Raw genomic sequence first — 14,899 nt, forward strand, 5'->3', positions numbered from 1 at the left:
AGGGCGGGTTGGCCCCGCTCGACGGCCCATCAGGCCGCCGGGCCGCCCCTGTTCGCCGCGCGGCCCCTGCTCCCGCCGCGCGGTCGGTACTGCGCCGTTCGCCGAGGTCGTCCGCGCCCGGCGAGCCCGGCGTGACCCGGTCGGCTGACCGCCTCTAGCTGACCGTAGTCGCCGGCTCACCCTTGTGATCCACTTCACCGGTGCCGGATGGTTGAACGCGAAATAGTTCAACGCTCAACTTGGTTGGACGGGGTAACCGACCCAACGGAAGGAAGCCAGCCCCATGACCACCTTTGCCGAGCAGACCAAGGCCCTCGAGCTTCCCGCGGACGTCCAGAACCTCCTGTTCCGCGAGGCGCGCACGGCCAACAGTTTCAGCTCCGAGCCGGTGACCGAGGAGCAGGTCCGCGCGATCTACGACCTCGTCAAGTGGGCCCCGACGTCGATGAACACCCAGCCGCTGCGGGCGCTGGTGCTCCGGACGGCCGAGGCGAAGGCCCGCCTGCTGCCCCACATGGCCCCGGGCAACCGGGACAAGACCGAAGCCGCGCCGCTGACCGTCGTGCTCGCCGCGGACGTCGACTTCCATGAGAACATCCCCCAGGTGTTCCCGCACGCCCCGCAGGTGAAGGACAACTTCGCCGACGAGCAGGGCCGCGTCGAGTTCTCCAAGCTGAACTCGCTGCTGCAGGTCGGCTACTTCATCATCGGCGTCCGCGCAGCCGGGCTGGCCGCCGGCCCGATGACCGGCTTCGACGCCCAGGGCGTCGACGACGAGTTCTTCGCGGACAAGAAGTGGCGCTCGCTGGTCGTCGTCAACGTCGGCAAGCCGGGCGAGAACCCCTGGTTCGACCGCCTGCCGCGGCTGGACTTCGAGCAGGTCGTCGAAACCCTCTGACCTCGATTGGACGGGCCGTCTCCGGAACCGGAGGCGGCCCGTCCGGCGTTCCCGCCACGCGCGTGAGGGCCGCGCGGGCCGCCGACTAGCATCGACGGAGTCGTCTTTGTCACTCCAGCTTGAGGAGCCGATCGTGTCCCAGTCGCCCCCCGTTTCCCCCGTGGCCGCCTCCCGTGTGGTGGTACCGGCGGGCACTACGGCGGGCGCGGCGGTCCGCGAAGCCGGCCTGCCGACCAAGGGCGAGGACACGGTCGTCGTCGTGCGCGACGCCGACGGCAAGCTGCGCGACCTCGCCTGGGCTCCCGAGGCCGACGCCGAGGTCGAGCCGGTCGTCGCGAACACCGAGGACGGCCGCAGCGTCATCCGGCATTCGGCGGCGCACGTGCTCGCCCAGGCCGTGCAGCAGCAGTTCCCGGACGCCAAGCTCGGCATCGGCCCGCCGGTGAAGGACGGTTTCTACTACGACTTCGCCGTCGACAAGCCGTTCACCCCCGAGGACCTGCAGGCGCTCGAAAAGCGCATGAAGCAGATCGTGAAGGGCGCCCAGCAGTTCTCGCGGCGCGTTTTCGACTCCGTGGACGAGGCGAAGAAGGAACTGGCGGACGAGCCGTTCAAGCTCGAGCTGGTCGACCTCAAGTCCGAAGTGGACGCAGTGGACACCTCCGAGGTGATGGAGGTGGACAGTAGTGCTTCCGGCGAGCTCACCATCTACGACAACCTCGACCCGCGCACCAAGGAACGTGTCTGGAGTGACCTCTGCCGGGGCCCGCACGTGCCGACCACGAAGTTCATCCCGGCGTTCAAGCTGACCCGCGTCGCCGCCGCGTACTGGCGGGGGAGTGAGAAGAACCCGCAGCTGCAGCGGATCTACGGCACGGCGTGGGAGTCGGCCGAGGCGCAGGACGCCTACCTCGAGCGCGTCGCCGAGGCCGAGCGCCGCGACCACCGCAAGCTCGGTGCCGAGCTGGACCTGTTCTCCTTCCCCGAGGAGATCGGCTCCGGCCTGCCGGTGTTCCACCCCAAGGGCGGCATCATCCGCCGCGAGCTGGAGAACTACTCGCGCCGCCGCCACGAGGAGGCCGGCTACGAGTTCGTGAACACCCCGCACATCAGCAAGGGCGAGCTGTTCCACACCTCCGGCCACCTGCCGTACTACGCGGACACGATGTTCCCGCCGGTGCAGTTCGACGAGGAGAACTACTACCTCAAGGCCATGAACTGCCCGATGCACAACCTGATCTTCCGCTCGCGCGGGCGGTCCTACCGCGAGCTGCCGCTGCGGCTGTTCGAGTTCGGCACCGTCTACCGCTACGAGAAGTCGGGTGTCGTGCACGGCCTCACCCGCGTGCGCGGGCTGACGATGGACGACTCGCACATCTACTGCACCAAGGAGCAGATGCCGGGCGAGCTCCGGTCGCTGCTGAAGTTCGTCCTCGACCTGCTCGCCGACTACGGCCTCTCCGACTTCTACCTCGAGCTGTCCACCCGCGGGGACTCCGACAAGTTCATCGGCGAGGACTGGGAGTGGGAGGAGGCCACCGAGACGCTGCGGCAGGCCGCCGTCGACTCCGGCCTCGAGCTGGTCCCGGACCCGGGCGGCGCGGCCTTCTACGGCCCGAAGATCTCGGTGCAGGCCAAGGACGCCATCGGCCGCACCTGGCAGATGTCGACCATCCAGCTGGACTTCAACCAGAACAAGCGGTTCGAGCTCGAGTACACCGCGCCCGACGGCTCGCGCCAGACGCCGGTGATGATCCACCGCGCGCTGTTCGGCTCGATCGAGCGGTTCTTCGGCGTGCTGACCGAGCACTACGCGGGCGCGTTCCCGGCGTGGCTCTCGCCGGTGCAGGTGGTCGGCATCCCGATCACCGCCGACCAGGTCGGGTACCTGCAGGACGTCGAGAAGGCGTTGCGCGCCAAGGGGATCCGCGCCGAGGTCGACGCGAGCGACGACCGGATGCAGAAGAAGATCCGGACGCACACCACGCAGAAGGTGCCGTTCATGCTGCTGGCCGGCGCGAAGGACGTCGAGGCGGGCGCGGTGTCGTTCCGCTTCCGCGACGGCGGCCAGATCAACGGCGTGCCGGTGGAGAAGGCGGTCGAGGCCATCGCGGAGTGGGTCGAGCGCCGCGAAAACGCGTCGCCGTCGGCCGAAGCGCTGGAGACGGTCGTTCGGTGAGCGAAGGTCCCGAACTCGTCGAGCAGCAGGGCATCGGGGTCCAGGACGCGTTCCAGCGCCTCTGGACCCCGCACCGGATGGCCTACATCAAGGGCCAGGACAAGCCGGACGACGACGAGGACACCGGCTGCCCGTTCTGCCGCATCCCGTCCCTGGACGACAAGACTGGCCTGATCGTCGCGCGCGGCGAGGCGGTGTACGCGGTGCTGAACCTGTACCCGTACAACCCGGGGCACCTGATGGTGGTGCCCTACCGGCACGTCGCGGACTACACCGAGCTGACGGTCGAGGAGACGCGCGAGGTCGCCGAGTTCACCCAGCACGCGATGAAGGTGATCCGCGCGGTGTCCGGCGCGCACGGCTTCAACATCGGTCTGAACCAGGGCGTGATCGCGGGCGCGGGCATCGCGGCGCACCTGCACCAGCACCTGGTGCCGCGGTGGGGTGGCGACGCGAACTTCATGCCGATCATCGGCCAGACGAAGGTGCTGCCGCAATTGCTGGGCGAAACGCGGGACCTGCTCTCCGACGCCTGGTGAAACGCTCGGATGCCGTAACGGTAAATCCTAATTGAGTGTTCAACCGAGGGTATGATGGGGGTATGTCCGAAACCCGATGGCTCAGCGACGACGAGCAGCGCGTCTGGCGTGAGTTCAACGCGGCCACCCGCATGCTCAGCGCGCACCTCGAAGGCCAGCTGCAGCACGACTCGGGCATGCCGCACACCTATTACGAAGTCCTCGTCGCGCTCTCGGAGGCCGAAGGCCGCCGGCTGCGGATGAGCGAGCTCGCCGACGCGCGCCAGGCGTCGCGAAGCCGGCTCTCGCACGCCGTCGCGCGGCTGGAAGCCAACGGCTGGGTGCGCCGCGAGGCCTGCCCGACCGACAAGCGCGGCGCCTGGGCCGTCCTCACGGACGAAGGCTTCGCCGCGCTCGAAGCGGCCGCGCCCGGGCACGTCGAGGCCGTCCGCGAGAGCCTTTTCGACCCCCTGACGCCCGAGCAGGTCACCGCGCTCGGGGAAATCAGCGCCGCGATCCGGCAGCGCCTCTCGCCGAAGTGCGCCGCCGCGCAGGCCGCCGAAGAGGCGCGCGAGTACCCCGGCGAGGTCGTCGCGCTGCCGAAATCGGGCTGAGCCGGGACGGCGCGTCGGGTTCGCCGAGGCGGGTGGATAGGCTGCATTCGCCCACCCGACCCTCGTAGCCAGGTGCCTCAGACGAACCGATGCTCAATATCTTCGCGCGTGCCTCCGTTTCCCGCGTCACCGATCCGATCGGCCAGGCGCTGGTCCGCGTCGGGCTGACCCCGAACGTGATGACCGTGCTCGGCACCGCCGGTGCGGTCGTCTGCGCCCTGGTCTTCTTCCCCAACGGCTACCTGCTCTGGGGCACCTTCACGGTGTGGGGCTTCGCCATGCTCGACCTCCTCGACGGCGCGATGGCCCGCGCCCGCGGCTACGGCACCCCGTTCGGCGCGGTGCTCGACGCCACCTGCGACCGGCTGGTCGACGGCGCGCTGTTCGCCGCCATCGCCTGGTGGTGCTTCGTCGTCGACGACAACCACCCGGCCGCCGCCGCGGCACTGCTGTGCCTGGTGCTCGCCCAGGTCATCTCCTACGTCAAGGCCCGCGCCGACGCCTCCGGCCTGCCGGTGGACGGCGGCCTCGTCGAACGCGCCGAGCGGCTGATCATCGCCCTCGTCGGCACCGGCCTGCACGGCTTCGGCATCCCGTACACCGTGGACGTGACGCTCTGGCTGCTCGCCGTGCTGTCGGTCATCACCCTCCTGCAGCGTTTCGCCGCCGTCGCGAAGGCGGCCCGTGAGGCCGCGGCGGGGGAGCAACCGGCATGAGCGCGCTGTCCGAGCGGTTGAGCGCCTTCGGCTACGCGGCCGGGTGGCGGCTGGCCGGCTGGCTGCCGCCCGGGTTCGGCGGGACGGTGTTCTCCCTCGGCGCGGACCTCGCCGTCCGGCGCGACGGCGGGGCCGTGCGGCAGCTGCGCGCCAACCTCGCCCGCGTCGTCCCGCAGGCGGACGAGGTCGAGATGGACGAGCTGACCCGGCGCGCGATGCGCTCGTACGCCCGGTACTGGCACGAGACGTTCCGGCTGCCGTCGATGGACCAGAAGGAGGTCAGCGCCAAGGTCGCGGCCTCCATCACCGGCGTGGAGAACCTCGACGCCGCCCTCGCCGAGGGCAACGGCGCGGTGATGGCGCTGCCGCACAGCGGGAACTGGGACATCGCCGGCGTCTGGCTGGCCGACTACCTCGGCGGGTTCACGACGGTCGCCGAGCGGCTGAAGCCCGAGTCGCTCTACCGCCGGTTCGTCGAGTACCGCGAGTCGCTCGGCTTCGAGATCGTGCCGCTGACCGGCGACAGCTCGGCGATGCGCGTGCTGCTGAAGCGGCTGCGCGAGAACAAGGCCGTCTGCCTGGTCGGCGACCGCGACCTGACCACCAGCGGGATCCCGGTGAAGTTCTTCGGCGAGCAGGCCCGCTTCCCCGGCGGCCCGGCGCGGCTGGCCGCCACGACCGGCGCCGCGCTGATCCCGGCCGGCTGCTGGTTCACCGAGGACGGCTGGCAGATCCGGCTGCACCCGCGCATCCGCGTCACCGCGCGCGCCGAGGTCGCGGCGGCCACCCAGGCGCTGGCCGACATCTTCGCCGGCGACATCGCCGCGCACCCGGCCGACTGGCACATGCTGCAGAAGTTCTGGCCCGCCGACCTCGAGGCCGGCGAGCGGGTCAGCCTCGAAGAAGCGAGCTGAGGCGTGGCCGCGCGCCCGATGCGGATCGGGATCGTCTGCCCCTATTCGTTCGACGTCCCCGGCGGGGTCCAGGGGCACGTGATCGACCTGACGAAGGCGCTGCTCGCCCGCGGGCACCGGGTGTCCGTGCTGGCGCCCGCCGACGAAGACGCCGAGCTCCCGGAGTTCGTGCACCCGGCCGGGAAGGCGCTCGGCATCCGGTACAACGGCTCGGTCGCCCGGCTGCAGTTTGGCCCGGTGTCCTACGCGCGCGTGCGCCGCTGGATCCGAGACGGCGACTTCGACGTCCTGCACCTGCACGAGCCGGCCGCGCCGAGCCTTTCGCTGCTGGCGCTGCTCATCGCCGACGGCCCGATCGTGGCGACGTTCCACACCGCGACCACGCGCTCGCGCACGCTCTCGGCGTTCCAGCCGGTGCTGCGGCCGCTGCTGGAGAAGATCACGGCGCGGATCGCGGTGTCCGCGCTGGCCCGCCGGGTCCAGGTCGAGCACGCGGGCGGCGACGCCGTCGAGATCCCCAACGGGGTCGACGTCGAGTTCTTCTCCTCGGCGACGCCGCTGCCGGGCTACCCGCGGGCGGGCGGCACGGTCGGGTTCGTCGGCCGGTTCGGCGAGCCGCGCAAGGGCATGGGCGTCCTGCTGGAAGCGCTGCGGCAGATCTTGCCCGAGTTCGAAGACCTGCGGCTGGTCGTGGTCGGCCGCGGCGACGAAGACCAGCTGCGCCGCGACGCCGGCCCCGAGCTCGCGCCGCACCTGGAGCTGCTCGGCCAGGCCGACGACTTCGTCAAGGCCCAAGCGCTGCGCAGCGTCGACGTCTACTGCGCGCCCAACACCGGCGGCGAGAGCTTCGGGATGATCCTGACCGAGGCGATGGCGGCCGGGACCCCGGTGCTGGCCAGCGGCCTGGACTCGTTCCGCCGCGTGCTCGACGACGGCCACGCCGGGATGCTCGTCGAGACCGGCGACCCCGCGGCCCTCGCGGACGGGCTGCGCGAGCTGCTCGGCGACCCGGCGCGCCGGGCGTCGCTGGCCGCGGCGGCGGGGGAGCGCGTCACGATGTTCGACTGGTCGGTGGTGGCGACGCAGGTGCTGCGGGTCTACGAGACGGCCGTGGTCGCCGACCCGCGGCGCGTCGCGGCGCCGGAGCGGGAGCCGGCGCGGTGAGCGTGCTCGGCTGGCTGCTGCCGGTGCTGGCGCTGGTCGTCGTGCTGGGTGGGCTCTTCCTGGTGGCGACGGCGAACCGGCTCGACCGGCTGCACGTCCGGATGGACGCCGGCTGGGCCGCCCTCGACGCGGCGCTGGCCCGCCGCGCGGTGGTGGCGCGCGCGGTCGCCGTGGTGCTGGGCGACACCCGGCTGCGGACGTCGGCCGAACGCGCGGAGGCGGCGCCGCGCGTGGAGCGCGAGGCCGAAGAGGGCGACCTGACGCTGCAGCTGAGCCGCGTCGACCGGACGGGGCTGCCGGCCGAGCTGGCCGAGGAGCTGACCGACGCCGAGCACCGGGTGGTGATCGCCCGCCGCGTCCACAACGATGCCGTCCGCGACACGCTGCGCCTGCGGCGGCGGCGGAAGGTGCGCTACTTCCGGCTCGCGGGGACGGCGCCGCTGCCGGAGTACTTCGAGTTCGCCGAGCCGGAGGTCTGACGTGTGGTGGGTGGTCGTCGAGGAGCAGCGCGGCGCGGGTGACGGCCGGAGCTGGTCGTTGTCCGAGACGTTCTCCTACGACGACCAGGCGACTGCCGAGGCCGAGGCCGAGCGGCTCGCGCGGGAGTACCAGCCGGTCTACCCGTGGTCGCCGAAGTCGCGGAAGGTCCTGCGCGGCGCCGGCGGGTACCTGGTGGTCGTCGAGGGCCGGACGTCGACGTTCCACTTCCGGCTGAGCGTGCTCGACGAGGTCTGAAGCTGCCAGACTGGGCGGCATGAGCGAGACCTGCGACGTCGCCCACGGCACGGCCGAGGCGGACCCCGGTGTGCGGACCCTGGTGGCGGTGTTCGCGTCGCCGGTTTCGCGGTATCTGCTGAAGTTCGCCGGCGACCTCGGCTACCACGTGGCGCTGTTCGAGCCGGACGCCGCGCGCGCCACCGACGGGCCCGAGGGGATCGAGGCGGACACGACGCTGCCGCCGCTCGACGGCTCGGCGGACGTCGTCGTCACCGACCACCACCGGCCCGAGCTCGGCGAGGTGCTGAAGGCCGCGCTGGGCGGAAACCCGCGCTGGATCGGCGTGCTCGGCAACCCGAGGCACCCCGGCCCGCACGTGGCCGCGTTGCGGGGCCTGGGCGTGAGCGACGACGACATCGCCCGCGTGCACCGGCCGGTCGGGCTGAACATCGGCTCACGCACGCCGCCGGAGATCGCCGTCGCGACCCTCGCCGGTCTGCTGGCCGACCGCAACGGGCGCCCGGGCGGCTTCGACTTCTGACCCCGTCGTGAGTGAGAAACAGCGTTGGAACACTGTTTCTCACCCACGACCGGGCTAGTGGACCGCCATTCCTTCCGGCATCGGCTCGAAGCGCGCGTGCCGGCGGGTGAACGTCGCCGTGCCCGACGTCATCGAGCGCAGGTCGATCAGGTAGCGGATCAGCTCCGTCGCCGGGACCTCCGCCCGGATCACCGTCCGGCCGCCGTCGCCGGCTTCGGTGCCCAGCACCCGGCCGCGGCGGGACGAGAGGTCGCCGAGCACCGTGCCGAGGTGCTCGTCCGGCAGCCGGATCGCCACCTCCTCCAGGGGCTCCAGCATCGTGATGTGCCCGTTCGCCGCGGCTTCGCGCAGCGCGAGCGCGCCCGCGGTCTGGAACGCCGCGTCGGAGGAGTCGACGCTGTGGGCCTTCCCGTCGACCAGCGTCACCTTCACGTCGACCACCGGGTGCCCGTCGGCCAGCCCGCGCGCCAGCTGGGCCCGCACGCCCTTCTCCACGCTCGGGATGAACTGGTGCGGCACCGAGCCGCCGACGACCTTGTCGACGAACTGGAACCCGCCGCCGCGCGGGAGCGGCTCGACCTCGATGTCGCAGACGGCGAACTGGCCGTGCCCGCCGGACTGCTTCACGTGCCGCCCGTGTCCCTTGGCCGGCTTGGCGAACGTCGAGCGCAGGCTGATCTTCACCGGCTCGGTCTCGACGTCGGCGCCGCCCGCCCGCAGCCGCGAGAGCACGACGTCGGCGTGCGCTTCGCCCATGCACCACAGCACCAGCTGGGCGGTCTCGGCGTTGCGGTCCAGCCGCAGGGTGGGGTCGCCGGCGACCAGCCGGGACAGGTTGCGGGCGAGGGTGTCTTCGTCGCTGCGGGTCTTCGCGACCACCGCCACCGGCAGCAGCGGCTCCGGCATCGCCCACGGTTCCATCAGCAGCGGCTCCTCCGGCGAGGAGACGGTGTCGCCGGTCTCGGCCGAGCCGACCTTCGTCAGCGCGCAGAGGTCGCCGGCGACGCAGTAGGGCACTTCCCGCAGGTTCGCGCCGAGGGGGGAGTAGAGGTGCGCGACGCGCTCGTCGGCGTCGTGGTCCTCGTGGCCGCGTTCGGCGAGGCCGTGCCCGGACACGTGCACCGGCCGCTCGGGACGCAGCGTCCCGGAGAACACCCGGACGAGGGACACCCGGCCGACGTAGGAGTCGACGGCCGTCCGGACGACCTCCGCGGCGAGGGGGCCCGCGGGGTCGGCGGTGATGGCGGCGTGCTCCCCGCCGTCCGGCGTGGTGACGTCGGGTGGCTGGTGCTCCAGGGGCGAGGGGAACGCGCGGACGATCCCGTCGAGCACCTCGGCCAGGCCGATCCCGCTGGTCGCGCACACCGGGATCACCGGGTGGAACGACCCGCGCGCGACGGCGGTTTCGAGGTCGGCGATCAGCGTCTCCTCGGCGATCGCCTCGCCGGCGAGGTAGCGGTCCATCAGGGACTCGTCCTCGCTCTCGGCGATGATCCCTTCGATCAGCTCGTTGCGCGCCTCGGCCATCCGCTCCAGGTCCGCCGGGTCGGGCTCGCCGATCTTCGGCGGGTGGCCGCCGGAGTAGTCGAAGTACCGCTGGGTGATCAGCCCGACCAGGCCGTCGCCCGCGGGCAGGTACAGCGGCAGCACGCCGTCGCCGAACGCGGCCTGGCAGGCGGCGATCTCGGCCATCGCGTCGGCCCGGTGGTGGTCGAGCCGGGAGACGACGACCGCGCGCGGCATCCCGACCGCCGCGCACTCTTCCCACACCGCGACCGTCGCCGCGTCGACGCCTTCGGCGGCGCAGACGACGAACAGCGCCGCGTCGGCCGCGCGCAGCCCGGCCCGCAGCTCCCCGACGAAATCGGCGTACCCCGGGGTGTCGATCAGGTTGATCTTGTGGCCCTGGTGCAGCACCGGCGCGACCGAGAGGCCGACCGATCGCTGCTGGCGCACCGCCGCGGGGTCGTGGTCGCACACCGTCGTCCCCTCGACCACCGAGCCCGCGCGCGGGACGGTGCCGGACGCCGCGAGCAGCGCCTCGGTGAGGGTCGTCTTCCCCGAGCCGGACGGGCCGACGAGCACGACGTTGCGGACCTTCGCGGGGTCGTCCACAGCGACGGCGGCCCCGGTGTCGGCGTTCTTGGCTTGTTTGTCTGCCATGACGACTCCTCGGCGAACGGCTGGTGTACGAGATGTGTCCTCGATCACACACCCGCTACCCTGGTCACGGCAAGGCAGGGCCCCCGGGACCAGCCGAATGCCCGGGGGGACACGGGGCAGGGGGAGTGACGTGGACAGGCGGACTTTCTTGCGGGTTTCCGGAGCGGTGCCGGTGGCGGGCCTGGCGGGGTGGCCGCCGCCGGACGACTGGGAGCGGCTGCGCCGGCGGCTGACCGGCCCGCTCTTCCGGCCGGGCGACCCGGGTTACCCGGAGGCCAAGCAGGGTTTCTTCACGATGTACGACGACCGGCAGCCGGCCGCCGTCGTCGGCGCCGTGCGCGTCGAGGACGTCCAGGCGGCCGTCGCTTTCGCCGCGCGGCACCGCTTGCCGGTGGCGGCTCGCAGCGGCGGGCACAGCTATCCCGGCTATTCCACTGTGGACGGCGGGATCGTCGTGGACCTGAGCCGGTTTTCGGGTATCGAGGCGCGGCCGGACGGCCGTGCGGTGATCGGGGCCGGCGCGCGCTTGGGTCCGATCGCGACGACGCTCGCCGCGGCCGGCCGGGTGCTGCCCGCGGGCAGCTGCGGCACGGTCGGCATCGCCGGGCTCGCCCTCGGCGGCGGGGTCGGCGTGCTCGACCGGAAGTACGGGTTGACGTGCGACCACCTGGAAGCGGCGCGGATCGTCACGGCCGACGGCCGGGTGCGGACGGTGTCGGCGGCCGCGGAGCCCGATCTTTTCTGGGCGCTGCGCGGCGGCGGTGGCGGGAACTTCGGGATCGTCACCGGCTTCACCTTCCGGACGGTGCCGGTCGCCGACGTCGCCACGTTCGCCCTCGAGTTCCCGCCCGCCGCCGGGGCCGCGTTGCTCGCCGCTTGGCAGGAGTGGCAGCCGGTGGCGCCGGACGAGCTGTGGTCGGGGATGGGGCTGGCGTGGAACGAGGCCACGCTCGGCGGCACCTTCCTCGGCCCGCGGGCGCGCATGCACGCGCTGCTCGAAGACCTCGTCCGCCGCGTCGGCACCGCGCCGACAGAGTGGAACGAGGGCGTCCAGGACCACCTGAGCGCGATGCGCTCGTTCGACGACCAGGAGTCCCGGCCCTCGGCGGCCGCGGACCGGGGGACGTACACCGGCACGTCGAGGATGCTGACCCGGCCGCTCGCCGACCCGGGCGCGGTCGTCGGCGTGCTCACCCGCGACCCGGGAATCCGCACGATCGTGGACTCGGCGGGCGGCGCCATCGCGCGCGTCGGCGCCCGGGAAACGGCGTTCCCGTACCGGACGGCGCTCGCCAGCCTCCAGTTCCTGCACGGCGCGGAGCCGGAAAACGGCGGGGAGGCCGGTGCACGGCGCTCGCTGGCCGCCGTGCGCGACGGGCTCGGGCCGGAGTTCGGCACCACGGGCTACGTCAACTACCTCGACCCGGAGATGCCCGATTGGGCGCAGGCGTACTACGGGGTGAACCTGCCGCGGCTGCGCGCTGTCGCCCGGAAGTATGACCCGCGAGGAATTTTCGCTTTCCCGCAAGGACTTTCGGCGCCCCGCTCGACTGTCCATATCGGAGAGACGTAAGCTCCGCGGCACTCGGCAGAGAGGCAGCGCGTGCTCGACCTGGCATTCTCCACAGAGGACCTGGCGCACACCCGGTTCGCGTTCTCGCCCGCGTGGGAGATCGTCGCGAGCGTCCGCGTCCTGAACCAGCCGGGGGAGCACGCGCTGCACCTGCCGTGGGTCAAACGCGCCACCGCGGCGCTCGCCGAGGCCGGGCTGGACATCGGGCTCCTGCGCGACCTCGTCCCGCTGCGGCACCTGCCCGGCTTCCTGGCCGCGACGCCGTCGACGCCGCTGCCCGAGCTCGCCGACGAGCTCGCGGACCTGCGCGACGTGCCCGCCCGCGTCGTCCGGCGCGAGCTGGACGCGATGGCCGGGCCGCGCACGCCCGCGTTGAACCGCCTCCACCGCGACCCCGAAGCCGGTCTCGAGCGGCTCGCGACGCTGATGGAGCAGTACTGGGAGCTGGTGCTCACCCACGACTGGCCGCGGATCCGCGCGCTGCTCGAGGCCGACGTGCTGCACCGGTCGCGGATGCTGGCCCAGGGCGGGGCGGCGGAGCTGTTCAACGACCTCACGCCGCTGGTCCGCTGGCAGGGCGGCACGCTCACGGTCGCGCACCGCCACCTGCACGCGGCCGTGCCGCTCGACGGGCGCGGCCTGGTGCTCGTGCCCTCGGCGTTCGTCTGGCCGCGGGTGTTCTCCAAGACCGACCCGCGCTGGCAGCCGGTGCTGCGCTACCCGCCGCGCGGCATCGCCACGCTCTGGGAGACCGGCACGGCCGCCGCGCCCGGCGCGCTGGCCGCCGTCGTGGGCCGCGGCCGGGCCATGCTGCTGACCGAGCTGACCGCGCCGGCGTCCACCGCCGAGCTCGCCCGCCGGACCCGGCTCAGCGCCGGGGCGGTGTCGCAGCACCTCGGCGTCCTGAAGGCCGCGGGCCTGGTCAGCGGGCATCGTGCCGGACGTCACGTGCTGTACGCACGCACCCGGGCCGCGGAAGTCCTGGTCGCGGGGGTGCCGGAAGTGGACTCCTGAGATAGCCGCGTACTGGCCTGCTTGAAGGGTCCACCACGGACCTACTCTCGGATGCGTACCCACCGATTTCATCTCGAAAGGCCTCGTCGTGTCCGAGCAGCAGACCACCGCCACCGTCCAGTCCGTCACCGGCACCGCCAAGGTGAAGCGCGGCATGGCCGAGATGCTCAAGGGCGGCGTGATCATGGACGTGGTCACCGCCGACCAGGCCAAGATCGCCGAAGACGCCGGTGCGGTCGCGGTGATGGCGCTGGAGCGCGTGCCCGCCGACATCCGCGCGCAGGGCGGCGTCGCGCGGATGAGCGACCCCGACCTGATCGACGGCATCATCGAGGCCGTCTCGATCCCGGTGATGGCGAAGGCCCGCATCGGCCACTTCGTCGAGGCGCAGGTCCTGCAGTCCCTCGGCGTCGACTACATCGACGAGTCCGAGGTCCTCACCCCGGCCGACTACGCCAACCACATCGACAAGTGGGCCTTCACGGTTCCCTTCGTCTGCGGCGCGACCAACCTGGGCGAGGCGCTGCGCCGGATCACCGAGGGCGCGGCGATGATCCGCTCCAAGGGCGAGGCCGGCACCGGCGACGTCTCCAACGCCACCACCCACATGCGCCAGATCCGCCAGGAGATCCGGCGGCTGACGTCGCTGCCGGAGGACGAGCTGTTCGTCGCGGCCAAGGAGCTGCAGGCGCCGTACGAGCTGGTCCGCGAGGTGGCGCAGGCCGGCAAGCTCCCGGTGGTGCTGTTCACCGCGGGCGGCATCGCCACCCCGGCCGACGCGGCGATGATGATGCAGCTCGGCGCCGAGGGCGTGTTCGTCGGCTCGGGCATCTTCAAGTCCGGCAACCCGGCCCAGCGCGCGGAAGCGATCGTCAAGGCGACGACGTTCTACGACGACCCGGACGTGCTGGCGAAGGTTTCGCGCGGCCTGGGCGAGGCGATGGTGGGGATCAACGTCGAGGAGCTCCCGGAGCCGCACCGCCTCGCCGAGCGCGGCTGGTAGATCCACTTCGCCTGCCGGGCAGTCATCGGCGACGGGGTTCGCGGTCGTAGTACACGGTCATGGTGAGGTCGTCTTCGCCGTCGGTGACCTCCGAGGCGAAGGTGATGTCGTGGACCTGCACGTCACCGAGGCCCTCGATCGCGTCGGCGACGCGTCGTAGCAGCGCGGCGACGTCACCCTGCCCCGGTCCCTCCGGGTTGCTCCGGGAGAAGTGGAATGCACGCCATCGGTCACGCGGGTCGGTCATGGCGCCATCCTGCCCGGCGGCTCAGACGTATTCGGAGATCTCGACGGCGTACGTACCCGGCTCGAGGGCCTCGAAGATGTGCGGCACGTCCCCGGGGTAGCAGATGTAGTCCCCGGGCAGGAGCTCCTCGGGGGCGTCCATGACGCCGACCCGCGCGCGGCCCGCGCACAGCACGATGTGCTCGACCACCCCGGTCATGTGCGGGTCGGAGCGCCGCGGCGTGCCCGGCTCGCCGCGGACTACGTAGATGTCGCGCCGGGCGCCGGTGGGGCACGCCGACAGCAGCGTGCACGCGTAGTCGGCGTGTTCGGCGAACACTGTCGGCCCCCGGCCCGCGCGGACCACCCGGACCTTCGGCCGCTCCGGCTCGACCAGCCGGGAGAACGGCACGTCGAGGGCGACGCCGAGCGCCCACAGCGTCTCGACGCTCGGGTTGCCGGTGCCCGATTCGAGCTGCGAGAGCGTCGACTTGGCCAGGCCGGCGCGGCGCGCGACCTCGGTCAGGGACAAGCCCGCGCGGGTGCGTTCCCGGCGCAGGGACGCGGCGATGATCTCCAGCGGCGCGCCGGTGGTTTCCTGCGACATTGCCGTTCGCTCCATCGGTCGTTCTGTTCGCCTTGACGAACATGGGTGCCTGT

The 14,899-nt window shown here is 72.3% G+C and carries 16 protein-coding genes; 13 read left to right on the forward strand and 3 right to left on the reverse strand.

The features are described from left to right. The first annotated feature begins 283 nt into the window (after positions 1–283). The 10 genes from ACZ7OH_RS04730 to ACZ7OH_RS04775 all read left to right on the forward strand — a co-directional run bounded on the left by ACZ7OH_RS04730 (position 284) and on the right by ACZ7OH_RS04775 (position 8,261). Positions 284–898, forward strand: a complete 615-nt coding sequence (locus ACZ7OH_RS04730) for a malonic semialdehyde reductase (RefSeq protein WP_470279620.1) — start codon at positions 284–286, stop codon at positions 896–898. A 133-nt stretch (positions 899–1,031) separates the two neighbouring features. Then, entirely contained in the window at positions 1,032–3,077 is a 2,046-nt protein-coding gene (thrS, locus tag ACZ7OH_RS04735) for a threonine--tRNA ligase (protein WP_470279621.1), read from the forward strand. Then, positions 3,074–3,616, forward strand: coding sequence for an HIT family protein (locus ACZ7OH_RS04740; RefSeq protein WP_400908915.1), 543 nt, complete (start codon positions 3,074–3,076; stop codon positions 3,614–3,616). The genes thrS and ACZ7OH_RS04740 overlap by 4 nt, the downstream gene beginning before the upstream one ends. Before the next feature lie 62 nt (positions 3,617–3,678). Beyond that, a complete protein-coding gene (locus ACZ7OH_RS04745; RefSeq protein WP_470279622.1) occupies positions 3,679–4,209 on the forward strand; it encodes a MarR family winged helix-turn-helix transcriptional regulator in 531 nt (176 codons plus the stop codon). An 89-nt stretch (positions 4,210–4,298) separates the two neighbouring features. Further along, complete coding sequence (gene pgsA, locus ACZ7OH_RS04750; protein WP_400908921.1) at positions 4,299–4,925, forward strand: phosphatidylinositol phosphate synthase; 627 nt, start codon at positions 4,299–4,301, stop codon at positions 4,923–4,925. Continuing rightward, positions 4,922–5,839, forward strand: coding sequence for a phosphatidylinositol mannoside acyltransferase (locus tag ACZ7OH_RS04755; protein WP_470279623.1), 918 nt, complete (start codon positions 4,922–4,924; stop codon positions 5,837–5,839). Before pgsA ends, ACZ7OH_RS04755 begins: the two co-directional genes overlap by 4 nt. A gap of 18 nt (positions 5,840–5,857) precedes the next feature. Further along, complete coding sequence (locus tag ACZ7OH_RS04760; RefSeq protein ID WP_470280308.1) at positions 5,858–7,003, forward strand: glycosyltransferase family 4 protein; 1,146 nt, start codon at positions 5,858–5,860, stop codon at positions 7,001–7,003. Continuing rightward, the gene (locus tag ACZ7OH_RS04765; RefSeq protein ID WP_470279624.1) at positions 7,000–7,482 is read left to right on the forward strand and encodes an NUDIX hydrolase; all 483 of its coding nucleotides are present in this window, start codon (positions 7,000–7,002) and stop codon (positions 7,480–7,482) included. Before ACZ7OH_RS04760 ends, ACZ7OH_RS04765 begins: the two co-directional genes overlap by 4 nt. A 1-nt stretch (position 7,483) precedes the next feature. Continuing rightward, positions 7,484–7,738 carry a hypothetical protein gene (locus ACZ7OH_RS04770; RefSeq protein ID WP_470279625.1) on the forward strand — a complete coding sequence of 85 codons (255 nt, stop codon included), beginning with the start codon at positions 7,484–7,486 and terminating at the stop codon, positions 7,736–7,738. A gap of 19 nt (positions 7,739–7,757) precedes the next feature. Further along, complete coding sequence (locus ACZ7OH_RS04775; protein ID WP_470279626.1) at positions 7,758–8,261, forward strand: XdhC family protein; 504 nt, start codon at positions 7,758–7,760, stop codon at positions 8,259–8,261. Positions 8,262–8,315: 54 nt separating this feature from the next. On the opposite strand, the gene ACZ7OH_RS04780 is transcribed toward ACZ7OH_RS04775, so the two are convergent. Beyond that, the gene (locus ACZ7OH_RS04780; protein WP_470279627.1) at positions 8,316–10,424 is read right to left on the reverse strand and encodes an elongation factor G-like protein EF-G2; all 2,109 of its coding nucleotides are present in this window, start codon (positions 10,422–10,424) and stop codon (positions 8,316–8,318) included. A gap of 130 nt (positions 10,425–10,554) precedes the next feature. Here ACZ7OH_RS04780 and ACZ7OH_RS04785 point away from each other — a divergent pair, with 130 nt between their 5' ends. The 3 genes from ACZ7OH_RS04785 (at position 10,555) to pdxS (ending at position 14,014) form a co-directional block, all read left to right on the forward strand. Continuing rightward, the gene (locus ACZ7OH_RS04785; protein ID WP_470279628.1) at positions 10,555–11,997 is read left to right on the forward strand and encodes an FAD-binding oxidoreductase; all 1,443 of its coding nucleotides are present in this window, start codon (positions 10,555–10,557) and stop codon (positions 11,995–11,997) included. 30 nt (positions 11,998–12,027) lie between these two features. Beyond that, a complete protein-coding gene (locus ACZ7OH_RS04790) occupies positions 12,028–13,011 on the forward strand; it encodes a DUF5937 family protein (protein ID WP_470279629.1) in 984 nt (327 codons plus the stop codon). Positions 13,012–13,099: 88 nt separating this feature from the next. After that, the gene (gene pdxS, locus ACZ7OH_RS04795) at positions 13,100–14,014 is read left to right on the forward strand and encodes a pyridoxal 5'-phosphate synthase lyase subunit PdxS (protein ID WP_470279630.1); all 915 of its coding nucleotides are present in this window, start codon (positions 13,100–13,102) and stop codon (positions 14,012–14,014) included. A gap of 22 nt (positions 14,015–14,036) precedes the next feature. Here the strand turns inward: pdxS and ACZ7OH_RS04800 are convergent, their stop codons facing one another. Further along, entirely contained in the window at positions 14,037–14,261 is a 225-nt protein-coding gene (locus ACZ7OH_RS04800; RefSeq protein WP_470279631.1) for a hypothetical protein, read from the reverse strand. Between the two features lie 21 nt (positions 14,262–14,282). After that, the gene (locus ACZ7OH_RS04805; RefSeq protein ID WP_470279632.1) at positions 14,283–14,846 is read right to left on the reverse strand and encodes a helix-turn-helix domain-containing protein; all 564 of its coding nucleotides are present in this window, start codon (positions 14,844–14,846) and stop codon (positions 14,283–14,285) included. Between the last annotated feature and the right edge of the window lie 53 nt (positions 14,847–14,899).

This window comes from Amycolatopsis sp. NPDC114478, from assembly GCF_055633805.1.